Genomic DNA, 22,954 nt, shown 5'->3' on the forward strand with positions numbered 1-22,954 from the left:
TATCATTGTGCCGATGCGCTCCGACTACATCCTCACCCTGTCCTGCCCCGACCGCACCGGCATCGTCTATCGCGTGACCGGGCTGCTGTTCGATCTGGCCTGCAACATCCTCGACGCACAGCAGTTTGGCGATGACGAAAGTGGCCGCTTCTTCCTGCGCGTGCACTTCGACAAACCGCCGGGCACCGACATTGCCGGGCTGGAACGCCGCTTTGCGCAGCTGGCCGATGAATTCCAGATGGACTGGCAGCTGCACGATGCGCGCCGCCGCGCGCGGCTGCTGGTGCTGGTGAGCAAGCAGGGGCATTGCCTCAACGATCTGCTGTTCCGCATGCATAGCCGGCAATTGCCGGTGGATATCGCGGCGGTGGTGTCCAACCACGCCGACTTCGCGCCGCTGGCCGCCTCCTATGGCATCGCCTTCCACCATCTGCCGGTGAGCGCCGACACGCGCGCCGCGCAGGAAGCGCAGCTGCTTGCGCTGGTCGAGGCGCTGCAGATCGATCTGGTGGTGCTGGCGCGCTACATGCAGATTCTTTCGCCCGCGTTGTGCCACGCATTGGCGGGGCGGGCGATCAATATCCATCACAGCTTCCTGCCCAGCTTCAAGGGCGCGCAACCGTATCACCAGGCGCACGCACGCGGGGTCAAGATCATCGGTGCCACCGCGCATTACGTCACCGAAGATCTGGACGAAGGCCCGATCATCGAACAGGACGTGGCGCGCGTGGATCACGCGATGACGCCGCGTGATCTGGTGCGGCTGGGCAGCGATACCGAATCGCTGGTGCTTGCGCGTGCGGTGCGTCGCCATGTCGAGCACCGCATCGTGCTCAATGGCCATCGCACGGTGGTGTTTCGCTAGCAGCGTCGCATATCCCCACGGACGGTTGCAGTACGCGCAAGGGAGCGGTGGTCGGGCAAGGTCCGGCCAGCGAGCGCGCGGGACTGGTGCCACCGTCGCACTCTCCTCGCCGCTTCCTTTTGGAATTTTTTGCATGTCGCTAATCCCCGGCTCCAGCGCTCGCGCGCAACAGCACGCCACCCGCGCGGCGTTCTTCATTCCCGGCTTTGCTGCCGCGGTCTGGGCGGTGCTGGTGCCATTCGCCAAGGCCAGGACCGGCGTGGACGATGGCGCGCTTGGCCTGATCCTGCTGTGCCTGGGGGCAGGCTCGTTCCTGGCGATGCCGCTGGCCGGCGCGGTGTCGGCACGCTTCGGTTTCCGTGCGGTCATGGCGGTGACGTCGGCGCTGATCTGTCTCAGTCTGCCGTTGCTGGCGGTTGTCGCCGATCCGTGGTTGCTGGGCGCGGTACTGTTCGTGTTCGGCGCCGGCGTGGGCGCGATGGATTGCGCGATGAACATGCAGGCGGTGGTGGTCGAGCGCGATGCCGGGCGCGCGATGATGTCGGGATTCCATGCGTTTTTCAGCATCGGCGGGTTTGTCGGGGCCGGCGCGATGACCTTGCTGCTGTCGGCGCAGCTCTCCCCGCCGAGCGCGGCGGTTGCCGGGGTGATCGCCATGCTGCTTGTCGGCGCGCTGGCGGTACGCCACTGGCGGACCGAGCGCGTGGCGCAACAGGGGCCGTTGCTGGCGCTGCCCAGGGGCATCGTGTTGTTCATCGGCATCCTGGCGTTTGTGGTGTTCCTGGCCGAAGGCACCATTCTGGACTGGAGCTCGGTGTTCCTGGCCGATGTGCACCAGGTCGCCCCGAGCACCGCCGGCGTGGGCTATGCGGTGTTTGCATTGACCATGACGGTGACGCGCCTGCTGGGCGATGCGGTGGTGGAGCGCCTGGGGCGCATCCGCTCGATCGTGGTGGGCGCGCTGCTGGCCAGCGCGGGCTTCTGCGTGCTCACGCTGGTGAGCCCATGGCAGGCCTCGTTGGCCGGTTACGTATTGGTCGGCCTGGGCTGCGCCAATATCGTGCCGGCCCTGTTCTCGTTGGCCGGCAACCAGACGCGCATGCCGGAGAGCATCGCCATCACTGCGGTCACCACACTGGGCTATGCGGGCATCCTGGCCGGGCCGGCCATGATCGGTTTCGCCGCGCATGGCATCGGCCTGGTCGGCGCCTTGCTCGGTGTTGCGGTGCTGATGGTCGGTGTGGCGATGTCGACGCGTTGGTTGAAGATGTGAGTGTTGAGGGTCGCGCGCCTGTGGTCGCTGGAGTATCGGGAGTGCGTCGCGCGCAGGCACGCTCCTACGAGGGGGGATATTGATTACGCTTCGGTGGCTAGGTACTCGAAGCGATAGCCCACGCCGTAGACCGAGCGCACCCATTCTTCGCCGCCCACCTCGGCCAGCTTGCGGCGCAGGTTCTTGATGTGGCTGTCCACAGTGCGATCGGTGACGATGCGGTGGTCCACATACACGTGGTCCATCAACTGTTCGCGCGAGTAGACACGCCCCGGCGCTGCGCACAGCGTGCGCAGCAGGCGGAACTCGACCTGGGTCAGATCCAGGTCGCGCCCGGCCACGCTGGCGCGGCAGGCGGCCTCATCGATCAGCAATCCATGCGTGGGCACCGCATTGGGATCGTGCCGGTGGCGGCGCAGCACCGCGCGCACCCGTGCAATCACCTCGCGCGGGCTGAACGGCTTGCAGATGTAGTCGTCGGCACCGATCTCCAGCCCGAGCAGGCGGTCGATCTCTTCGGCGCGCGCGGTCACCATGATCACCGGCACAGCGCCGAGGCTGCGCAGCTCGCGGCAGATCTCCATGCCATCGCGATTGGGCAGCATCAGGTCCAGCAGGACCAGATCCGGCGACTGCGCGCGAAACGCGGCAATCGCCTGCGCACCATCGGCCACCCAATGATGCGAATAGCCGGCCGCGTGCAGATACTCGCCCAGCACTGCAGCCAGGCGCGGTTCGTCTTCGACGATGAGCACGTGTGCGTGCGGTGCTGTGGTGGTGTCGTCCATCAGTCCTCCAGGGCCGGCAGCCGCAGCGTCACGCGCAGGCCGCCCAGGGGCGAAGCGGTGGCGTGGATCTCGCCGTCGTGCGCGCCGACGATATTGCGGCAGATCGCCAGGCCCAGCCCGCTGCCGCCGCTGGCGCGATTGCGCGAGCCTTCCACGCGATAGAAGCGCTCGAACAGGCGATCGAGCTTGTCTGCCGGCACGCCGGGCGCGCTGTCTTCAATCACGATCTCCACCAGGTGCGTGCGCCGTGCGCACTGCACCCGCAACTGGCCGCCGGCATCGGTGTAGCGCAAGGCGTTTTCCAGCAGGTTGGATAGCAGCTGCTGCAGGCGACGCTCGTCGCCGTCGACATGCAACGGCGCAGTGATGCCGTGGGCCTGCAGCGTGAGCCCGGCTGCGGCAATGCGCGTGTGCATGCCGGCCAACGTGGACTGCAGCACCACGCTCAGATCGATCGGCGCGCGCCGGTAGGCCAGCGCGCCGACATCGGTGAGCGACAGGTCGTAGAGATCCTCGATCAGCTTGCCGAGCTGGCCGACCTCCTGGTGCAACGAGGTCAGCGATTCACGCGTCATCGGCCGGATGCCGTCCTGCAGCGCTTCCAGCTCGGCGCGCAGCACCGCCAGCGGCGTGCGCAACTCGTGCGAGACATCGGCCATGAAATCGCGACGCGCACGTTCGTTGTTGTCCAGTGCCTGCGCCAGCTGGTTGAAGTCGCGCGCGAGCTGGTCGAGCTCATCGCGCATGCGCGCCTCCAGTCGCGTGCCGTAGTCGCCGGCCGCCAGGCGATGGGTTGCCGCGGTCAGGCTGCGCACGCGCCGCAGCAAGGTGCGCGACAGCAGCCAGCCGAACAGCGCGGCCACCACGATGGACGCCGCGCCGACAGTCCACCACAGACGTTGCTGGGCCTGGTAGAAGCGCGCGTCGTTGGCGGTCAGCACCTTCTCGAAGGGCAGCATGCCCATCCAGCCCACCGTCTGCCCGTGCACCACGACCGGGCGCAGCGTGTCGGTGCGGCTGACGTCGGGGTTGCCGATGATCACCCGGTAGTCGCGATCCAGCAGCGCGAAACGAAACACCGCGCCGGTCTGATCGGAGATCGGTGGTGCGCGTGGCGGCAGGTTCTGCGGCAGCTCCGGGCGCATCAGCACGAACCAGGCGTCGGGATTGTCGCGGATGAAGTTCCAGTCGCCGTGCTTGGCGTAGTCGGCCTGCACGCGCGGCAACACTTCCAGCATCCGCTCGATGCCCTGCTCGCTGAGATAGTCGAGGAACTGCTTCCTGAGCAACAGCTGCCCGGCCAGGCCATTGATCAGCAGCACTGCAATGCAGGCGCTGAGGATGGCGAGGAAGAGTTTGGCGGTGATTCCGAGTTTCATCGAGGCTGGGACAACCTTGTTGCGAACGAGGTCAGGCGTGGGTGCTTGCTGCAGTCACGCCAGGTTGCAGCAGCGGCGCCTGCCGCTGCCGGTGTAGCGCATGTCGTGCACAACCGTATTGGGACTTCATTAAACCCCGAAAGCAAGCGCCTGCTGTCTGCCGATGCAAATCTTCAAATTTGCTCCATATTCGCAGCGTAGCGTGCGCATCCTCCGATCACTCCCGAGTGCGCCGTATGCGTTGCGTTGCTTCCTCCCGTTCTGCCGTGGTGCCGCGTCAGTGGCTGCTGACCGCCATGATCACCGTCGCGCTGGCGGCGTGTTCGCCTGCGCAAGCGCCGCAGCAGCGGCAAGTGGAAGTGGGCGTGCAACGCGTGGACGTGCAGCGCCTGGCGCTGGACCAGACGCTTCCCGGGCGCACCGTGGCCTATCAAAGCGCGCAGGTGCGCCCGCAAGTGGGCGGCATCCTGCGCAAGCGGCTGTTCACCGAAGGCGAGCAGGTGCAGGCCGGGCAGGTGCTGTACCAGATCGAGCCGGCGCCGTTCCAGGCTGCGTATGCGTCCGCGCAAGGCGAACTGGCGCAGGCCGAAGCGGCGGTGCTCTCGGCCAGGCCCAAGGCGCAGCGGTATCAGACGCTGGTCAAGCTGGATGCGGTCAGCCAGCAGGACGGCGACGACGCCACCGCCACCTTGCGTCAGAACGAAGCCGCAGTCACCGCGGCCAGGGCGGCGTTGCAGACCGCAAAGCTCAATCTGGATTTCACCCGCATCACCGCGCCGATCAGCGGCCGTATCGGCACCTCGAGCTTCACCCCGGGCGCGCTGGTCACCGCCGACCAGACCGATGTGCTCACCACCATCAACCAGCTCGATCCGATCTATGTGGATGTCAGTCAGTCCAGCGCGCAGCTGCTGCAGCTGCGGCGCAAGCTCGATGCCGGCCAGCTCAAGGCGGTCGATGGCAAGGCCGAGGTCAAGCTGTTGCTGGAAGACGGCACTGCCTACGCGCGCACCGGCACGCTGGAAGTGGTGGATACCGCGGTGGATGCCACCACCGGCACGGTGAAGCTGCGTGCGGTGATTCCGAACCCCGACCATTTGCTGTTGCCCGGCATGTACGTCAAGGCGGTGCTGTCGATGGCGGTCAACGAGCAGGCGATCCTGGTGCCGCAACAGGCCGTCACCCGCAACAGCAAGGGCGAGGCGGTGGCGATGGTGGTCGGCGCCGATGGCAAGGTGGCGCAGCGCGTGCTCAAGACCGGCGATGCGGTGGGCGATCGCTGGGTGGTCAGCGAAGGGCTGTCTGCGGGCGAGAGCGTGATCGTGCAGGGCCTGCAGAAGATCCAGGTCGGCATGCCGGTGAAGACGCGCGAGGTGAGCGCCACTGCGGCCGCGCCTGCAGCGGCGCCGAATGCAGCCGCTGCAGCCGTACCGGGCGCACCTGCTGCCGCTGCGCGTGCGGCCACGCCGACGCCTGCAGCGCCGGCCAGCGCCACGCCCAAGGCCGACTGAGGAACTCCCATGGCTCGTTTCTTCATCGACCGTCCCATCTTCGCGTGGGTCATCGCCATCGTCATCACGCTGGCCGGCGCGATCTCGATCTTCTCGCTGCCGCTGGAGCAATACCCGGACATCGCACCGCCCTCGGTGACGGTCAGTGCGACCTATACCGGCGCCTCCGCAGAGACCGTGCAGAACTCGGTCACCCAGATCCTCGAACAGCAGATGACAGGCCTGGACAATCTGCTCTACATGTCCTCCAGCAGCAGCTCGGCGGGCACCGCGCAACTCACGCTGACCTTCGAGTCCGGCACCGACCCGGACACCGCGCAGGTGCAGGTGCAGAACAAGGTGTCGCAAGGCGAGGCGCTGCTGCCTGACGAGGTCAAGACCAATGGCGTGACCGTGACCAAGTCGGCCAGCGGCAGCATGTTCATGGTGCTCGCCTTCACTTCCGAAGACGGCAGCATGGACAGCACCGACATCGGCGACTACATGGTGTCCTCGTTGCAGGACCCGATCAGCCGCCTCAACGGCATCGGCAGCGTCAACGTGTTCGGTGCCGAGTACGCGATGCGCGTCTGGCTGGATCCGGAGAAACTGCACACCTACGCATTGATGCCCTCGGATGTCAGCAGCGCGATCACCGCGCAGAACGCCGATGTCTCGTCCGGCGCGCTCGGCGCATTGCCGGCGCTGCAGGGCCAGCAGTTGAATGCCACGGTGACCTCGCGCAGCAAGCTGCGCACACCGGCGCAGTTCGAGAACATCGTGCTCAAGTCCGATGCCGGCGGCGCCACGGTCTACCTGCGCGATGTCGCGCGGGTGGAGCTGGGCTCGGAATCCTACGGCTCCAGTTCCAAGTTCAACGGCAAGGCTGCCTCGGGCATGGGCCTGCAGCTGGCGACCGGCGCCAATGCGCTGGACGCGGCCAAGCTGGTGGAAGCCAAGCTGGATGCACTCAAGCCGTATTTTCCGGCCGGCCTGAAGTACGAGGTCGCCTACGACACCACGCCGTTCGTGCGCATCTCCATCGAGGAAGTGGTCAAGACCCTGATCGAAGCGATCGTGCTGGTGGTCGTGGTCATGTACCTGTTCCTGCAGAACTGGCGTGCCACGCTGGTGCCGGTGATCGCGGTGCCGGTGGTGCTGATGGGCACCTTCGGGGTGTTGTCGCTGCTGGGCTTTTCGATCAACACGCTGACCATGTTCGCGATGGTGCTGGCGATCGGCCTGCTGGTGGACGATGCCATCGTGGTGGTGGAAAACGTCGAGCGGCTGATGGCCGAGCAGGGCATGTCGCCGCGCGAGGCCACGCACACCTCGATGGGCCAGATCACCGGCGCCCTGGTCGGCATCGCGCTGGTGCTCACGGCGGTGTTTCTGCCGATGGCCTTCTTCGGCGGCGCCACCGGCGAGATCTATCGGCAGTTTTCGGTGACCATTGCCGCGGCGATGATCCTGTCGCTGGTGGTCGCGCTGACCCTGAGTCCGGCGCTGTGCGCCACCTTGCTCAAGCCCATCGACAAGGGCGGCCATGTCTCGCGCAAGGGCGCGCTGGGCACATTCTTCACCTGGTTCAACACCCGCTTCGATCGCGGTACCGAACGCTACGGGCGTGGCGTGGAGCGCGTGGTCGGCCATCGCAAGCTCGGCTCGCTGGTCTACGCGCTGTTGCTGGTGGTGCTTGGTCTGCTGTTCTGGCGGTTGCCCAGCGCGTTCCTGCCCGAGGAAGACCAGGGCATGCTGATGGTGATGTTCAGTGCGCCGGCCGGTGCCACCCAGCAACGCACCCAGCAGTCGATCGACCAGGCCACCGCGTTCATCCTCAAGCAGCCGGAAGTGCAGGGCATCATGACCATCTCCGGCTTCAGCCTGGCCGGCAGCAGCCAAAACTCGGGCATGGGCTTTATCCGCCTCAAGGACTGGGCCGACCGCGAGGGTTCGGCGCAGGAGGTGGCCCAGCGCATCACCGGCGCGATGATGATGACGCTGCCCGACGCGCAGGTGTTTGCATTGACGCCGCCGGCCATCAACGGGCTGGGCACCAGTTCCGGTTTCACCCTGCAGCTGCAGGATGCCGCCGGCAACGGCCACGAGGCGCTGGTGGAAGCACGCAAGCAATTGCTGCAGCTGGCCAACGGCAATCAGAACCTGACGGCGGTGCGCTTCAACGGCCTGGACGATGCGCCGACCTACCGCGTGCAGATCGACGATGCCAAGGCCGGCGCGCTGGGCGTGGCCGCAGCCGACATCAACACCACGCTCTCCACGTTGATGGGCGGGCGCTACGTCAACGATTTTCTCAACAACAACCGGGTCAAGCGCGTGTACGTGCAGGGCGAAGCGTCCGCACGCATGCTGCCCGGCGATATCGACCGCTGGTACGTGCGCAACAGCGACGCCGCCATGGTGCCGTTCTCCGCGTTCGCCAGCAGCGCCTGGGCGTATGCGCCGCAGGTGTTGACCCGCTTCAACGGCAGCGAATCGATGGAGATCACCGGCAGCGCCGCATCCGGCATCAGCTCGGGCGATGCGATGACCGCGGTCGCCGGCGAAGTGGACGGCATGGGCAAGGGCGTGGGCTACGCCTGGTCGGGCATGTCGTATCAGGAGCAGGCGGCCGGCACCCAGACCTGGATGTTGTACGCGGTGTCGCTGGTGTTCGTGTTCCTGTGCCTGGCCGCGTTGTACGAGAGCTGGTCGATCCCGATCTCGGTGATGCTGGCGGTGCCGGTGGGCATCGTCGGCGCGCTGCTGGCGACCTGGATGCGCGGGCTGTCCAATGACATCTATTTCCAGGTCGGCCTGCTGGCAACGATGGGCCTGGCCGCCAAGAACGGCATCCTGATCGTGGAGTTCGCCAAGGAGCTGGAAGAGAAAGGCCAGCCCTTGATCGAGGCCACCCTGCACGCCGCACGCATGCGCCTGCGCCCGATCCTGATGACCTCGCTGGCCTTCATGCTCGGCGTGCTGCCGATGGTGATCAGCAGCGGCGCCGGCTCCGGCGGACGCCATTCGCTGGGCACCGGCGTGCTCGGCGGCACGCTGGCCTCCACCGTGCTGGGCATCTTCTTCGTACCGTTGTTCTACGTGATGGTGCGCAGCCTGTTTCCCGGCAAGGCGGCCGCGCACTCCCCCGTCGTTTCCACCTCCGAGGTAACGCCATGATGCGCACGACATCCCTCAGCCTGGCGGTGGCCTGTGCCATCGCATTGAGCGGCTGCGTCAGCATGGCGCCGCAATATGCGCGCCCGGATGCGCCGGTGCCCGGCGTGGTCGGCGACACCGGCAGCCCGCCTCACGGCGACAGTGCCGATGGCCGCACTACCGCTGCGGCTGGGCTGGACTGGCGGCAGGTGCTGGTCGATGCGCGCCTGCAACAGGTGGTCGCACTGGCGCTGGACAACAACCGCGACCTGCGTGTGGCCGTGCTCAATATCGAGCAGGCACGTGCGCAGTACCGCATCCAGCGTGCGGACCTGTTTCCCGCGGTGGACGCCACCGTCTCGCACACGGCGCAACGTGCTGCGGCCGCGACCAGTTTCACCGGCGCGCCGCAGATCATCCGCAGCGCCACCGGGCAGGTGGGAATCAGCAGCTGGGAGCTGGACCTGTTCGGGCGCATCCGCAGCCTCAAGAACGAAGCGCTGGAAACCTATCTGGCCAGCGAGCAGACCCAGCGCAGCACCCGCCTGAGCCTGGTGGCCGAGGTGGCCAGCGACTGGCTCACCGTGGCCGCCGATCAGCAGCGGCTGGCACTTGCCCAGCAGACCCTGGAGAGCCAGCGCAAGACGCTGCGCCTGACCGAATTGCAGCACGACAACGGCATCGTCTCCGGGCTGGATCTGGCGCAGATCCAGACCAGCGTGGAAAGCGCGCGCGCCGATGTCGCCAGCTTCACCACACAGCTGGCGCAGTCGCGCAATGCGCTGAACCTGGTCGTGGGCACGCCGGTACCGGCGGCGTTATTGCCGGCTGCCGATGCGATCGAGAGCGGCGTGGCATTGGCACCGTTGCCGGCGCAGCTGGAGTCGCGCGTGCTGTTGCAGCGCCCGGACGTATTGTCGGCCGAGCACACGCTCAAGGCCGCCAACGCCGACATCGGTGCGGCGCGTGCGGCGTTCTTCCCCACCATCTCGCTCACCGGCAATGTCGGGCGCGGCAGCGATGCCTTGTCCAGCCTGTTCGATGGCGACCACACATGGTCGTTCACGCCCAGCGTGAGCCTGCCGATCTTCCGCGCCGGCGCCTTGAAGGCCGAACTGGATGTGGCCAAGCTGCAGAAGGACATCACCATCGCCCAATACGAACTGGCGATCCAGACCGCCTTCAGCGAAGTGGCCGACGCGCTGGCCGAGCGCACCCAGCTGGACGAACGCATGGACGCACAACGCGCTCTGGTGGATGCGGCACAACGCGGTTTCACCCTGTCGGATGCGCGCTACCGCAACGGCGTGGACAGTTATCTGGTGGCGCTGGACGCGCAACGCTCGCTCTATAGCGCACAGCAGACCTTGATCAGCCTGCGGCTGACCGAAGCAAGCAACCGGGTGACCTTGTACAAGGTGCTCGGCGGCGGCGCCGATGCGCAATCGCAACCGCCACCGGTAGCGCAACAGTAGTCATGCATCGATGCGCCAGTGCGAGGGCACTTGCCTGCAGTTGCAGCTGTTTCTCACTGCAGCTGCAGGCGGCACTGCGCGCTCGGGTCTGGCACACCTGATGCCGTTACAAAGCGTCTGCAGACATTGCAGACATTGCAGACATTGCAGACATTGCAGGCGCTGCAGCACGCTCGCGCGCGTACTGCGATGGTGGGCTGCCGGTATGGCGGGTGAAGGCAACGCTGAAACTGCTTGCCGAGCCATACCCCACACGCTGCGCGGCTTGCGCTACGCCAAGCCCTTGTTCTGACAGAAGCGTCTTTGCCAGCGCCATGCGCCATGCCAGTAGATATTCCATCGGCGCCATGCCCATTGCCCGGTTGAAGCGCGCAAAGAACGATGATCTCGACAGCGCCGCTTCCTTGGCCAATGCATCGACCGTCCACGCATGCGCCGGTGCACCGTGCAGTGCACGCATTGCCGCCGCCAGCCGCGCGTCGGATAACGCGCGCACCAGTCCTGGCGTCGTGTCGCTCGCTGTCAGCGAGCGTAATGCTTCAATCAACAGCACCTCCAACAGCCGCGCAAGCACCACCTCGCGTGCGGGCCGGGTTGCACGTGCCTCTTCGCCAACCAGAGTCACCAGCGTGGTAAGTCGCGGCTCGCTGCGCACATGCACCAGCCGGGGCAGCAGCGACACCAGTAGCGCGGCATCGGGCGAGCCGAAGCTGCAATGCCCAATCACGATGCGAAGATCCGCCGGGCCGTCCTGCGCGCCGATACGGAAAGTGCCATCGCCCATGTTGGTCGGCACCGTGTGGGCCTGCCCGGTCGACGCCTGCAGGCTGGAGAGCGTGACGGCCAGCATGGCCGGTGCCAGCACGAAGTCGCCTGCTTCAAGAACACGCGCCTCGCCATCTTCGAGCGTCAGCCGGCACGTCCCTTCGATCACTGCGCAATAAAACGGGCCTGGCGCATCGGAGCGGTGTGCCGACCACGCACCGGCGCCCACGACAAGCTTGGAAAACCGTGCCGCCGGCCTGAGCAGCAGGACAACCTCGGTAAGCGGGTCGGGCAGCATTGGACTCTCGCAAATGAATCAAGCACTTTAGAATATCGTAAGTACGACATTCGACGCCTAACGTACATCCCTCACAACATCACCGAGGGCGCTTCATGCAAACCGTACTCATCACTGGTTGCTCATCCGGCTTTGGCTTGGCGACCGCCAATTACTTCCTAGAGCGCGACTGGAATGTGGTCGCCACCATGCGCACTCCACGCGAAGACCTGTTTCCTGCGTCGCCACGAATGAGGGTGTTGCAGCTCGATGTCACCGATGCCGCGAGCATCCAGACCGCGATCGCTGCGGCCGGCACGGTCGACGTTCTCGTCAACAATGCAGGCTCCGGTGCGCCCGCGCCGCTGGAGCTGGCAAGCCTGCAGTCGGTGCGTGATCTGTTCGAGACCAATACCTTCGGCACGCTTGCGGTAACCCAGGCGGTCTTGCCGCAGATGCGTGCGCGCCACGCAGGGGTCATCGTCAACGTGTCGTCGAGCGCAACGCTCAAACCCCTCCCACTGATCGGTGCCTACCGCGCAGCCAAGGCCGCGGTGAATGCGCTGAGCGAATCGCTGGCCGCCGAGCTGGAGGACTTCGGTATCCGCGTGCGCATCGTCTCGCCGGGCTCGTGCGGGGAGACGGAATTTCGTGCCAATGCCCGCGCGGGTCTTCGCGGTCTTGATGACGAGGTCTATGGAACGTTTATGCAACAGACGATGGCGCGCATGAGCGCATCCGCCGGCCCCGAAACGCAGTCGATCGATGTCGCGCAGGCCATCTGGCGCGCAGCCACCGATCCGGCCGCGCCGATGTTTATTCCTGCAGGCGCGGATGCAGAACTGTGGGCTTCCGAAGCGGCTTGGAGTGGCTAGTAAAACCTTTCGACCGCTGTACCGAAATCAAAAGCTGAGTCGGTCGAGTGCGCGGTGCCCTCACCGCTTGCGGGACACGCCGTGAACCCATCCCTGGGGGCTCGGTGGCGGCATCCATGCCGCCACACGGTCCCGCAATCGGCGAGGACACCGCACCAGAGAGTTGATCGGTATCTTTGTTTAAAACCCTGCACACCGACTATCTCGACTGGTCCTTGCCCGCCCACCGTCGCGGGACCTTACGCGGCATGGATGCCGCGTAAGAGCTAACAAGGACGTACTTGCAGCGTGTCCTGCGATGGTGGGCGGGCAAGGGCCCTGCAGCCAAGCCGTAGATCAGCAGCTCTACACCTGATCTATCCACATAGTCCAAGTGCATCGCGACACCATGCATAAAGCAACCAAGCCTTCGAACCCTAGCTCCGTCAAGGCGCGCTCCAAGCCTTGAGTCAAGAGCTAGGTGGGTTGAACGTGCGATGCCCTCACCGCTTGCGGGACACGCCGTGAATCCATCCGTGGAGGCTCCTCGGCGGCATCCATGCCGCCGAGAGGCCCGCAACCGGCAAGGACACCGCACCAGAGAGTTAGTCGGCTGCTTTCTTAAGAGCTTGTTGCTCGGCTTGCGGTGGCAAATCAACAGTCTGTGGCTTGTGTGTTGAAAGCCCGCCTGCTGCTCGGGTTGGGATGGAAAAATGGTGAGGGGTTGATCGAACGTACGGTGATTCGATCAGCGCAGTTCATGCACCGCTTGCAACCACGTACACCGACCATCTCAATGGGTCCTTGCCCGCTCACCGTCGCGGGACCTTACGCGGCATGGATGCCGCGTAAGAGCCTACATGGACGTACGTGCGGCGTGTCCCGCGAGGGTGGGCGGGCAAGGGCCTTGCAACCAAGCCGCAGATCATCCGCTCTAGAAACCGATGCACCCACAGCGTTCAATCATTGCTAGAACCGCATCACTTCGCCGCGTTGGCGTTCATCACCGCATTGCGGCTGGCATCCAGATACTGCGCCGGGTCGCGCATGCCGGTGGTGTGGCATTGCCCGGTGGTGTGGCCGCGATTGACGCCGCCCGGCAGCTGCGCGTTGACCTGCTCCACGGTGCCATCTTCCGGGTCGTTCAGTACCAGGTCCGAGGCCGCGTTGCAGTAGTCGTTGGTGTACCAGTTGGTCTTGGCGAACGAGGTCGTGTAGTAATTGACCTTGGCGCGCGCATCGGCCGGAATACCGGCCAGCCAGGCTTTGGCGCCGTCGTAGGTCATGTCGGTATTGGTGCCGCAACCCACGCCGAACCACGAGCCCACCGCCGCCAGAATGCCGGACAGATTGGTGCCCTGGTACGGCGTGCCGACCGACTGCATCACCCGCCCACCCGTAGCGTTATCCAGCCCGCTCCAGTAGTAGGTATACAGATGCAGCGCGGCCATGCCGCCCTGGCTGTGCGCCACCGTCGCGAACGAGGACCACTGACTGGCGAACTGCGCCAAGCGCTGTGCGAACTGGTCGTTGCTGCGGTTCTGTTTGGCATCAAGGAACGAGGACGCATTGGTGAACTGCGCCTGCGGCCACACGCCGTTGGAGCAATAGCCATGCACCAGCACCAGTTGCGACCCCGCGGCCTGCGGTTGCGCCATCGCAGTGGCACGGGCCAGCGTCGTCGGACGTGGCCCCATGCGCATGCTCTCGTCGATCGCAGCGGCAGAGCGCGCGATGCTGGCGCGGCGCAACGCGGGCAGCTGCAAGGGCAGCGTGTCGGCCTGTACCAGCGGGATGTAATGGTCCGGGTCTTCGATGCGCAGCCCGCGCAGCGTAAACGGCGCACGCGCGCCGGCACGCGTGACCCAGCGTTCGTCCAGGCTCAACGGCAGCTGGCCTTGCTGCGGCGTCAGCATGCCGCCGATCCACGCCACCGGCACGTCCTTGCCCTTGGCATCGGTGCCCCAGACCTGGCCAAACACGCGGTAATGCGATGGTGCCTTGCCGCGCGCGGCGATCGGCAAGGCAATGCTGAGCCGGGTGCCGTCGGCAGCGCGTGCGCTGAGTGCGTTGCCGAGCAGACGCAGGGAGGTATCCAGCACCGGCAACACATGCTCGCTGGTGCGCACGAACGGCTGCCCGGCCTGGTCGCGACCGCGCACGATCACCTGTGCGATCCAGGTGCCTTCGGCTGTCGGTTGGAACGTGCCGCCATACACGCCATCGCCGGCAGCGCCATCGTCGTGCTGTCCGTCATCGGCCATCGGCAGCGTGCGGATGCCGCCTTGCGGGTCGATCACACGCAGGCTCGCTGTCTCGATCTGCCCCGCCTGCGCGGCCAGCAAGCTCGCGCCGGCTGCATCGTTGCCGCTGAGCAACGCGTTGAGCGTCAGCGACTGGCCGACCTGCTGCCGACGATGGCGCGGGTACGAGGCCAGCTGCGTGCGCGCATCGCCTTCCATCAGCACATACCCGCGTTGCGCCACCGGCGCCGCCGATTGCAGCGTCAGCGCCCAGTTGCCGTTCTGCGCGGACTCCACCGCGTAACGCATGCCGCTGGTGCCGCTCTCGGCGCTGCCCAACAGTGTGCGTTGTGCCTGCAGCTGCGGTGCAACAGCAGCGGCACGTGCGCCGGCAACGCGTGGTGCAGTCACCGCCGCCTCCCACGGCTGATCGCCGGCCAGCACCATGAAACGCAGATGGCCGTTCTCCACCGGCAAGCTGCCTTGCCAGCGTGCAGACTTGCCGGCCGGCGCCAACTCCACCGGCAGCAAGGCGCTCTTGGACAGGATCGCTGACTCGGCCGGATCGGGCGCGCGCATCTGCGCGAACTCCTCCGGTGGGCCAGCCAGTTGTTTGGGTTGCAGCTCGGCCGCGGCAAGCGGCGTGGAGACCAGCGACAGGGTGCACAGCAGGGACAACAGCGACGGCTTCGGCATGGCGACATCTCTCCTTGAACGTTGCAGAAGCGATGCCGCCGCGCATGGCAACGGCATCGGATGCAGCGCCCCCTCGCCGCGATTCGCCGATGTTTATACCGCGCGCTTGTGACAGGTCTGCTGTGCGCTGCAACACCTCACGCGCAGCAAACAAAACGCCAAAACTAAAAAGTAAAGATTGTGATCTGGGTCTTAGACATGGCGAGGCCTGCAACGCATTGCTTGCTACAACGCACAGGTCTGCGGTCGATCTACAGCGCCGAATTCGGCGCGCCTCAGTCCGCCTAAACGCGCGCGGAGCGGGAGCGGTACTGCTCCACCCACGCGACAGTCTGCGCGATGCCGCTAAACGGGTAGAAGTGCATGCGGACCTCGCCGTGCGCATCAGTCAGGCCAGTGGCCAGCCGTTCCACAAAACGATCCGGCCCTGCGGTGCCCAACAGCTTGCCGAGCGAGATGCCGTATTTGGACAGCATCGATGCGCATGCGCCGACACCGCAGCTGGCAGCATAGCGTGCGAGCACCGCCACGCCGGCAGGACCGGGTACGCCCACACGTACGGGATGTGCAATGCCGTGCGCGCGCAGCGCCTGCAACCACGTCAGCACGATGTCGGCATCGAACGCGAACTGGGTGACGATCAGCGGCGCCATGCCGCGCTCGGTGATGCTGCGACACTTGCGCTGCAGCACCTCCCATCGATCGGCTGCAGGCATGCTTGGATGCCCTTCCGGATGCCCCGCCACGGCGATGGTCCGGATGCCGGAGCGCTCAAAGATCCCGGTATCGATCAGCGACAAGCTGTCCGGAAACGGCCCGAGCGGAGCAGGCGGATCGCCCGCAATCACCAAACAGCACTCGACGCCGGCGTCATCGACGGCGCGGCTGACAAAGGCATGCAGCTGCTCGCGCGAGGCGATACGGCGCGCGGATAGGTGCGGCATCGGCTGAAAGCCGAGTGCGCGCACCATCCGTGCTGCGGCCAGCCGCGCATCGTCGTCCTGGTTGGGTAGGTAGGGGATGGCAATGGTTGCGCCACGCGTGATCCGGGGCGCCGCTGCAGCCAGCCCGGCAATGTGCTTTGCGCTGACCTCCAGCGAATAGGCCTCGGTGATGGTGCCGGCGAGGCTGGGCGTGTCCGGGTCGATCAAGGGTGTTGCCGTCCTGTCGTGGTGATTGGCTGCGCCGCGGCGTCAGCCCCGATCGAGCGGGCAGGGGCCAGGGAGAACGTTGAAATTCCGGCGGCGTCCTGGCCCCCCCCGGCACTCAATCGTCCTGTTCCGCATCGCCGTAGAATTTCACGCCCAGTTGTATGCGATTGCGCCCGCTTTCCACGCGGTGCCGGTTGGTGTCGCGCAGCGAGTAGACGCAGCCGCAGTATTCCTGCTGGTAGAAGTTCTCGCGCTTGCTGATCTCGACCATGCGCGACGAACCGCCGCCCTTGCGCCAGTTGTATTCCCAGTACATCAGGCCGGGGTACCTGGCCGCAGCGCGCACGCCGCAGTCGTTGATCTGCTGCATGTTCTTCCAGCGCGAGATGCCCAGGGAGCTGGTGATCACCGGGAAGCCGTGCTCGTGCGCATACAGCGCAGTGCGTTCGAAGCGCATGTCAAAGCACATGGTGCAACGCACGCCGCGCTCGGGTTCGTTCTCCATCCCGCGGGCCCGCTCGAACCAGTTGTCCCGATCATAGTCGGCATCGACGAAGGGCACGCCGCACTGCTCGGCAAAGCGGATGTTCTCATCCTTGCGCAGCTCGTATTCCTTGCGCGGATGAATGTTGGGGTTGTAGAAGAAGATGGTGTAGTCGACGCCGGACGCCAGCATGGCCTCCATCACCTCGCCGGAGCACGGCGCGCAGCAGGAATGCAGCAACACCTTGTCGTGGCCGGCAGGCAGGGGGAGTGGTGTGCGGGTTGCGGTGGTATCCATCAGTGGGCTCCGGATGTCGTGGCGGTGCCATTGGCAGGCTGGCGGGCCAGTTCGATGAAGGCGCGCAGGTAGTCGACGGCGATATCGGCCTCGCGTGCGCCCAGGAAGATCTGCTTGGCGATGCCGCGCGCACCCAGTCGCACCGGCACCACGTCCATCCTGGCGGCGTATTCCTCCACCAGCCAGCGTGGCATGGCGGCCACACCGCGGCCACTGGCCACCATCTGCATCATGATGTCGGTGGTTTCGATGGCCTTGTGGCGCCTGGGCGTGACACCGGCCGGCAGCAGGAACTGGCTGTAGATGTCCAGGCGCTCGAGGTCCACCGGATAGCTGATGAGCACTTCCCGCGTCAGTTGCTGGGGCTTGACGTAGGCGGCCGACGCCAGCGCATGGCCCTTGGCCACGACCAGCACCTGCTCGTAGTCGAACACCGGCTCGAACCGCAGCCCGGGCTTGTACAGCGGGTCGGGCGTGACCAGCAGATCGATCTCGTAGCCGAACAGCGCGCCGATACCGCCGAACTGGAACTTCTGCTTGACGTCCACATCCACATCCGGCCAGGTGGCCAGATAGGGCGCCACCAGCTTGAGCAGCCACTGGTAGCAGGGATGGCATTCCATGCCGATGCGCAGCGCACCGCGTTCGCCCTGCGCGAACTGGCCCAGGCGCTCCTCGGCCAGGTCCAGCTGCGGCAGCACCCGGTTGGCCACCGCCAGCAGGTACTGGCCGGCCTGGGTCAGGCGCAGGTTGCGTCCCTCGCGCAGCCACACGTCGGTGCCCAGCTGTTGCTCCAGCTTCTTCATGCTGTGGCTCAGCGCCGACTGGGTCAGGTTAAGCACGCCGGCAGCGGCGGTCAGCGAGCCCTGCTGCTCGACCTGCTGGACGATGGTGAGATGGATGCGCTCAAGCATTCAGATGATCCGAATTCATGGATTGTTGAAATAACACCATTTTACTTCATTGAATACGAGCCCTAGCATCGGGGTTCGTCGTTTCAGGTCAACCCGCATGACTGTCAACGTGCCACACCCCCTCCGCGTCGTCGCGGTCTCCGGCGGGCTGCAGCGCCCCTCCAAGGCCGTCGCCCTGGCCGAGCACATGCTGGCGCTGATCGCCGCTGCCGTGCCGTGCGAGCAACATTTGGTCGAACTCGGGGCGTTGGCGCCGCAGTTCGCCGGCGCGGTCTGGCGCTCGCAGCTGCCGGCAACGGTGGAGCAGGAACTTGCGGCCGTGGAGCAGGCGGACGTGGTGGTGGTGACCACGCCGGTCTATCGCGGCTCCTACACCGGGCTGTTCAAGCACTTCTTTGACTTCATCCACCAGGATGCCTTGATCGACACCCCGGTGCTGTTGGCGGCTACCGGCGGCAGCGAGCGCCATGCGCTGGTGATCGACCACCAGTTGCGGCCACTTTTCAGCTTCTTCCAGGCGCGCACCTTGCCGCTGGGTGTTTACGCCACCGACCGCGACTTCCTGGACTACCGCGTGCACAACGAGGCCCTGGCCGAGCGGGCCAGGCTGGCGGTACAGCGCGCACTGCCGCTGATCGCATTGACGCGGCCGGCAGGTGCCATTGCCGCAAAAAACGTGGCCGCGGCCTGACGCCACCCGGCCACCGTTGCGCGGCGGGCCGCCACCCTTCGCCGGCTACAGGATCGGTTGGCAACTGTCCGCAGATCCAGAGTCCCGGCATCCATCCAGCAGGAATCCCCCCTGCGCCGAGACCTGCGCTCCTATTCAATTTCGGAAACAAGGCGTCAGCTTGCAATGACTCAGGAATTCACCTTCAGCATCAAACGTCAGCGGTTTGACGAGGACTACCGTCCCGCGGCCAACACGCGCAACACGACGAACTTTGCCAACCTGGCCAGGGGCCAGCGTCGGCAGGAAAACCTGCGCAACACGCTTGCGATGATCAACAACCGCTGCAACGACCTGGCGCATTGGGATAACCCCACCCGCGACCGCTACGCGGTGGAGCTGGACATCATCTCTGTCGAGATGAACATCGGCGAGAACGAAAGCGGCGATGCATTTCCGCTGATCGAGATATTGAAGCCCAGCATCCTCGACAAGACGAGCGGCGCGCGCATCGATGGCATCGCAGGGAATAATTTCTCCTCCTACGTGCGCGACTACGATTTCAGCGTGCTGCTGCCGGCGCACAATCAGGACGCATCCGGCTTCAGCATCCCGAATGATTTCGGTAGCCTGCACGGAAAGCTGTTCAAGCACTTCGTGGACTCGGACGCCTATACGGCGCGTTTCGCCAAGCCGCCGGTCATCTGCATCAGCGTCTCCAGCAGCAGGGTCTATCACCGAACCGGCAACCGGCACCCCGTGCTCGGCATCGAATACCGGCAGGACGAATTTTCCCTGACCGATCGCTACTTCGAGAAGATGGGCCTGCAGGTGCGCTATTTCATGCCTCCCAACAGTGTCGCCCCGTTGGCTTTTTACTTCTTCGGCGACCTGCTCAACGACTACACCAATCTCGAGCTGATCGGCACCATCAGCACTATGGAGACGTTCCAGAAGATTTACCGCCCGGAAATCTACAACGCCAATTCCGCGGCGGGGGCCATCTACCAGCCGAGCCTGAAGCACCAGGATTATTCCTCTACCCAGATCGTCTACGACCGGGAAGAGCGCAGCCAGCTCGCGGTGACGCAGGGCAAATTCACCGAGGAGCACTTCATCAGGCCCTACGGCAAGATTCTCGCGCAGTGGGTTTCCCACCACGCTGTCTGATCAACAAGAACGCAAGACACCACTCATCATGAAAAAGCTGCTCCCTACCTCCACCGCCGGCAGCCTGCCCAAGCCGTCCTGGCTCGCGCAGCCGGAGAAACTCTGGTCGCCCTGGAAGCTGCAGGGCGAGGAACTGATCGAAGGCAAGCAGGATGCATTGCGCCTGTCGCTGCAGGAACAGCAGCACGCCGGCATCGATATCGTCAGCGACGGCGAGCAGACCCGCCAGCATTTCGTCACCACCTTCATCGAACACCTCAGCGGCGTCGATTTCGAAAAGCGCGAAACCGTCAGGATCCGCAATCGCTACGACGCCAGCGTCCCCACCGTCGTTGGCGCGGTGAGCCGCCCCAGGCCGGTGTTCGTGGACGATGCTAGGTTCCTGCGCCAGCAGACCCGCCAGCCGATCAAATGGGCGCTGCCTGGCCCGATGACGATGATCGACACCCTCTTCGACGCGCACTACAAAAGCCGCGAAAAGCTGGCGTGGGAATTTGCCGTCATCCTCAACCAGGAAGCCAGGGAGCTGGAAGCGGTCGGCGTGGATATCATCCAGTTCGACGAGCCGGCCTTCAATGTCTTCTTCGACGAGGTCAACGACTGGGGTGTTGCCACTCTCGAGCGTGCGGTCGAGGGGCTCAAGTGCGAGACCGCCGTCCACATCTGCTACGGCTACGGCATCAAGGCCAATACCGACTGGAAGCAGACCCTGGGGTCGGAGTGGCGTCAGTACGAAGAGTCGTTTCCCAAGCTGCAGACATCCACGCTCGACATCATCTCGCTGGAGTGCCACAACTCGCACGTGCCGATCGACCTGATCGAATTGGTGCGCGGCAAGAAGGTGATGGTCGGGGCCATCGACGTGGCAAGCAATACGATCGAAACGCCGGAAGAAGTGGCCGCTACGCTGCGCAAGGCGCTGCGCTTCGTCGATGCCGACAAGCTCTACCCGTCCACCAACTGCGGGATGGCGCCTCTGGCCCGTGACGTTGCAAGAGGCAAGCTCAAGGCCCTCAGCGCAGGCGCGGACATCATTCGCGCGGAACTGGCAGCCCGCTAGCGCGCCGGTGCCGGCGCTGGGTCGGCGGCCGAAGCAACAGGGCCGCGGCTAGCGCCATCGTGCCGACGCACGTCGCCACCACGGCTCGCGACGCAACCACCAACAAGCCCCCGCCTGCGGGGGCTTGTTGGTCTTCCATCACGGTGCAGGGATCAGTAATTGACCTGCAACTGCAGCCGCAGCAAGTCGCCTTCCACCACCGGATACGGCGCGGTGGTGACGTCGGTGCGCTTCATCTTCGAGTAGGCGAACACCAGTTCCAGCGCATCCATCGGCTGCCACTCGACGCCGGCTTCCACTTCGTCCAGGCGCATGCGCGGCGCATTGGTGTCGAACTTGGAGCCGCCGCGGTAGGTCTGCCACTTCAGGTACGGCAGCAAGGTACCGTAGCTGCCATCGTGCTTGTACATCGCCTGCACGTAGCCGCCGCTCAGCGAGCGGGTGCGGATGCGCCGCTGTGCGACATCCAGCTCGGGGCCGCGGCCCACCGTCCACTCGGCCTGCAGGCCGAACGGCTGCGGGTAGTAGATGATGTGCGCGGCCACGCGTTGGTCGGTGTAGCCGTTCGGGTCGGTGATGGCCGGGGTGAAGCTGCGGCCACCGATGTTGACTGCCGCCGCGGTCGGCACGAAGCGGCCGCTGTAGGCATCGGCACCCACTTCCAGGTACTGGCCGTTGGCGAACTTGAACGGGTAGGTGGCGTGCACTACCGCATGCATGCTGTCGTTGCGCTCGGCGCGGTTGGCGCCCTGGCCGTTGTACACGCCGGCACCGATCACGCCGTAGTCGCCCGAGCCCTTCAAGCCCGACTTGACCAGGTCCTGGAAGCGGCCCTTGGCCACGGTGGGGCTGTAGTAGAACACCGCACCGATATCGCGTTCGTCGCGCAGGCCGGAGTTGAGCGCGTCGGCACGGTCCAGGGTGAGACGGTTCTGGCTGGACTGCAGGTTCTCCCAGCCGTACGGCATCTTCGACTGGCCCACGCGCACGCGGTACTCGCGCTTCTTGTCAAAGTAGATGTCGGCATACGCATCGCGCAGCTGCGCGAAGTTGGAGGTGGTCGAACCGGTCGGCGTGCTCGCAAAGTCCGGCTGGAAGTACAGCGACACGTGCTCGTTGAGATCGCCGCTCAGCACCAGGCGCGCACGCCGGATACCCAGGCTCTGGTCGTTGCCGATAAAGCGGTCGCCGGGTGCGCGCAGATCCTGCGCGTCGCCGCCGATGCCCTGGTTGTAGCGGATCTGCGTGTAGCCGCGCAGGCTCAGCTTGTCGTACCACTTCTTGCCGGCCTCGCCAGCCTTGGCCGGTGCCGCAGCCGGTACGGGTGCAGGTGCGGCCTGGGCGATGGCGGTGTCGGCAGGCACCGGCGCCGCAGGGGCGGGCGGCAGTGCCGGTGCGGCCGGCATCGCCGACGCCGGCAGCTTGCCGTTCTCGTCCACCTGCACGAACTTGCCCAGCTTGTCGCGGCCCGGGGCCGGCTCGGCGAAGATCTGCTTGGTCTTGCGGTCGACGTACAGCTCCAGCTCGGCGGCCAGCGTGCTGCCGCTGGCGGTCGCGCTGAGGGCGCACAGGACGGTGGCGAGATTGCGTTTTTTCATTGGTCCGGCTCGTGCAAGGGAAACGGGTCGGCGGCAGCGTCAGGCCGGCGCTGCCCGGCGGGCGGCGAACACGGCGCCGGCACGCCCACCAGGCGCCCGGTCGTCCTGACGGTGCGGCAATGCGTGCAGTTATATTTAGATTTGATGTCAGTTTGGTGACATCGGCGGCCCCGCGCAGCGCAACGCTGTGTCAGCTGCGTGTCTGGCGCGTGTCAGTTGTGCGACGTGCAGAAGGCGGGCCCAGCGGCGCGCTGCGCGGGCATCAGGCACGGATGTGACGCTTTGGTTGCTGCTGCCGGCCATCGGGCCTGCGGTGCCATGGGCAGATGGTGCCGCCAGGAGCAGC

At 65.5% G+C, this 22,954-nt stretch carries 17 protein-coding genes; 9 read left to right on the forward strand and 8 right to left on the reverse strand.

Annotated features, from left to right (window positions below; all coding sequences use genetic code 11):
• The first annotated feature begins 13 nt into the window (after positions 1–13).
• A complete protein-coding gene (gene purU, locus AC1KVE_RS15670) occupies positions 14–865 on the forward strand; it encodes a formyltetrahydrofolate deformylase (RefSeq protein WP_226427148.1) in 852 nt (283 codons plus the stop codon).
• Between the two features lie 133 nt (positions 866–998).
• On the forward strand, positions 999–2,138 hold the full coding sequence (locus tag AC1KVE_RS15675) for an MFS transporter (protein WP_481092898.1): 1,140 nt from the start codon (positions 999–1,001) through the stop codon (positions 2,136–2,138).
• Between the two features lie 83 nt (positions 2,139–2,221).
• Here the strand turns inward: AC1KVE_RS15675 and AC1KVE_RS15680 are convergent, their stop codons facing one another.
• Positions 2,222–2,926 carry a response regulator gene (locus AC1KVE_RS15680; RefSeq protein WP_481092897.1) on the reverse strand — a complete coding sequence of 235 codons (705 nt, stop codon included), beginning with the start codon at positions 2,924–2,926 and terminating at the stop codon, positions 2,222–2,224.
• Positions 2,926–4,305, reverse strand: coding sequence for a sensor histidine kinase efflux regulator BaeS (gene baeS, locus AC1KVE_RS15685; protein WP_481092896.1), 1,380 nt, complete (start codon positions 4,303–4,305; stop codon positions 2,926–2,928). The genes AC1KVE_RS15680 and baeS overlap by 1 nt, the downstream gene beginning before the upstream one ends.
• A 236-nt stretch (positions 4,306–4,541) precedes the next feature.
• On the opposite strand from baeS, the gene AC1KVE_RS15690 reads away from it, so the two are divergent.
• Genes AC1KVE_RS15690 through AC1KVE_RS15700 form a run of 3 tightly spaced genes read left to right on the forward strand, consistent with a single transcriptional unit; the run spans position 4,542 to position 10,429 of the window.
• A complete protein-coding gene (locus tag AC1KVE_RS15690; RefSeq protein ID WP_065033093.1) occupies positions 4,542–5,816 on the forward strand; it encodes an efflux RND transporter periplasmic adaptor subunit in 1,275 nt (424 codons plus the stop codon).
• 9 nt (positions 5,817–5,825) lie between these two features.
• Positions 5,826–8,975, forward strand: a complete 3,150-nt coding sequence (locus tag AC1KVE_RS15695) for an efflux RND transporter permease subunit (RefSeq protein ID WP_481092895.1) — start codon at positions 5,826–5,828, stop codon at positions 8,973–8,975.
• Positions 8,975–10,429 (forward strand): efflux transporter outer membrane subunit, encoded by a 1,455-nt coding sequence (locus AC1KVE_RS15700; protein WP_481092894.1) that lies wholly within the window; start codon positions 8,975–8,977, stop codon positions 10,427–10,429. Before AC1KVE_RS15695 ends, AC1KVE_RS15700 begins: the two co-directional genes overlap by 1 nt.
• A gap of 106 nt (positions 10,430–10,535) precedes the next feature.
• On the opposite strand, the gene AC1KVE_RS15705 is transcribed toward AC1KVE_RS15700, so the two are convergent.
• On the reverse strand, positions 10,536–11,489 hold the full coding sequence (locus tag AC1KVE_RS15705; protein ID WP_435012514.1) for an AraC family transcriptional regulator: 954 nt from the start codon (positions 11,487–11,489) through the stop codon (positions 10,536–10,538).
• A gap of 98 nt (positions 11,490–11,587) precedes the next feature.
• Here AC1KVE_RS15705 and AC1KVE_RS15710 point away from each other — a divergent pair, with 98 nt between their 5' ends.
• Positions 11,588–12,346 (forward strand): SDR family oxidoreductase, encoded by a 759-nt coding sequence (locus AC1KVE_RS15710; RefSeq protein ID WP_481092893.1) that lies wholly within the window; start codon positions 11,588–11,590, stop codon positions 12,344–12,346.
• Between the two features lie 959 nt (positions 12,347–13,305).
• Here AC1KVE_RS15710 and AC1KVE_RS15715 read toward each other — a convergent pair.
• The 4 genes from AC1KVE_RS15715 to AC1KVE_RS15730 all read right to left on the reverse strand — a co-directional run bounded on the left by AC1KVE_RS15715 (position 13,306) and on the right by AC1KVE_RS15730 (position 18,110).
• Positions 13,306–15,264, reverse strand: a complete 1,959-nt coding sequence (locus tag AC1KVE_RS15715) for a choice-of-anchor X domain-containing protein (protein ID WP_481092892.1) — start codon at positions 15,262–15,264, stop codon at positions 13,306–13,308.
• A 284-nt stretch (positions 15,265–15,548) separates the two neighbouring features.
• A complete protein-coding gene (locus tag AC1KVE_RS15720; protein ID WP_481092891.1) occupies positions 15,549–16,415 on the reverse strand; it encodes a methylenetetrahydrofolate reductase in 867 nt (288 codons plus the stop codon).
• 115 nt (positions 16,416–16,530) lie between these two features.
• On the reverse strand, positions 16,531–17,196 hold the full coding sequence (locus tag AC1KVE_RS15725) for an epoxyqueuosine reductase QueH (RefSeq protein WP_039517469.1): 666 nt from the start codon (positions 17,194–17,196) through the stop codon (positions 16,531–16,533).
• Positions 17,196–18,110, reverse strand: a complete 915-nt coding sequence (locus AC1KVE_RS15730; protein WP_024938835.1) for a LysR family transcriptional regulator — start codon at positions 18,108–18,110, stop codon at positions 17,196–17,198. The genes AC1KVE_RS15725 and AC1KVE_RS15730 overlap by 1 nt, the downstream gene beginning before the upstream one ends.
• A gap of 97 nt (positions 18,111–18,207) precedes the next feature.
• On the opposite strand from AC1KVE_RS15730, the gene msuE reads away from it, so the two are divergent.
• The 3 genes from msuE (at position 18,208) to AC1KVE_RS15745 (ending at position 21,010) form a co-directional block, all read left to right on the forward strand.
• A complete protein-coding gene (gene msuE / locus AC1KVE_RS15735) occupies positions 18,208–18,801 on the forward strand; it encodes an FMN reductase (RefSeq protein WP_481092890.1) in 594 nt (197 codons plus the stop codon).
• Positions 18,802–18,966: 165 nt separating this feature from the next.
• Positions 18,967–19,950: a DUF1852 domain-containing protein gene (locus tag AC1KVE_RS15740; RefSeq protein ID WP_016904546.1), complete on the forward strand. Its 984-nt coding sequence runs from the start codon at positions 18,967–18,969 to the stop codon at positions 19,948–19,950.
• A gap of 28 nt (positions 19,951–19,978) precedes the next feature.
• Complete coding sequence (locus AC1KVE_RS15745) at positions 19,979–21,010, forward strand: methionine synthase (RefSeq protein WP_481092889.1); 1,032 nt, start codon at positions 19,979–19,981, stop codon at positions 21,008–21,010.
• 152 nt (positions 21,011–21,162) lie between these two features.
• Here AC1KVE_RS15745 and AC1KVE_RS15750 read toward each other — a convergent pair whose 3' ends face one another.
• Positions 21,163–22,608 (reverse strand): OprO/OprP family phosphate-selective porin, encoded by a 1,446-nt coding sequence (locus AC1KVE_RS15750; RefSeq protein WP_047127880.1) that lies wholly within the window; start codon positions 22,606–22,608, stop codon positions 21,163–21,165.
• Positions 22,609–22,954 lie beyond the last annotated feature (346 nt).

It is taken from the genome of Xanthomonas sp. NCPPB 2864 (assembly GCF_056675615.1).

Excerpts from the sequence above, each read along its gene's own strand:
- AC1KVE_RS15730 (WP_024938835.1), bottom strand. The coding sequence starts at position 18,110 with ATGCTTGAGCGCATCCATCTCACCATCGTCCAGCAGGTCGAGCAGCAG.
- AC1KVE_RS15740 (WP_016904546.1), top strand. The coding sequence starts at position 18,967 with ATGACTCAGGAATTCACCTTCAGCATCAAACGTCAGCGGTTTGACGAG.
- AC1KVE_RS15675 (WP_481092898.1), top strand. The coding sequence starts at position 999 with ATGTCGCTAATCCCCGGCTCCAGCGCTCGCGCGCAACAGCACGCCACC.
- AC1KVE_RS15725 (WP_039517469.1), bottom strand. The coding sequence starts at position 17,196 with ATGGATACCACCGCAACCCGCACACCACTCCCCCTGCCTGCCGGCCAC.
- AC1KVE_RS15750 (WP_047127880.1), bottom strand. The coding sequence starts at position 22,608 with ATGAAAAAACGCAATCTCGCCACCGTCCTGTGCGCCCTCAGCGCGACC.
- msuE (WP_481092890.1), top strand. The coding sequence starts at position 18,208 with ATGACTGTCAACGTGCCACACCCCCTCCGCGTCGTCGCGGTCTCCGGC.
- baeS (WP_481092896.1), bottom strand. The coding sequence starts at position 4,305 with ATGAAACTCGGAATCACCGCCAAACTCTTCCTCGCCATCCTCAGCGCC.
- AC1KVE_RS15695 (WP_481092895.1), top strand. The coding sequence starts at position 5,826 with ATGGCTCGTTTCTTCATCGACCGTCCCATCTTCGCGTGGGTCATCGCC.
- AC1KVE_RS15715 (WP_481092892.1), bottom strand. The coding sequence starts at position 15,264 with ATGCCGAAGCCGTCGCTGTTGTCCCTGCTGTGCACCCTGTCGCTGGTC.
- AC1KVE_RS15700 (WP_481092894.1), top strand. The coding sequence starts at position 8,975 with ATGCGCACGACATCCCTCAGCCTGGCGGTGGCCTGTGCCATCGCATTG.
- AC1KVE_RS15745 (WP_481092889.1), top strand. The coding sequence starts at position 19,979 with ATGAAAAAGCTGCTCCCTACCTCCACCGCCGGCAGCCTGCCCAAGCCG.
- AC1KVE_RS15710 (WP_481092893.1), top strand. The coding sequence starts at position 11,588 with ATGCAAACCGTACTCATCACTGGTTGCTCATCCGGCTTTGGCTTGGCG.
- AC1KVE_RS15690 (WP_065033093.1), top strand. The coding sequence starts at position 4,542 with ATGCGTTGCGTTGCTTCCTCCCGTTCTGCCGTGGTGCCGCGTCAGTGG.
- purU (WP_226427148.1), top strand. The coding sequence starts at position 14 with ATGCGCTCCGACTACATCCTCACCCTGTCCTGCCCCGACCGCACCGGC.
- AC1KVE_RS15680 (WP_481092897.1), bottom strand. The coding sequence starts at position 2,926 with ATGGACGACACCACCACAGCACCGCACGCACACGTGCTCATCGTCGAA.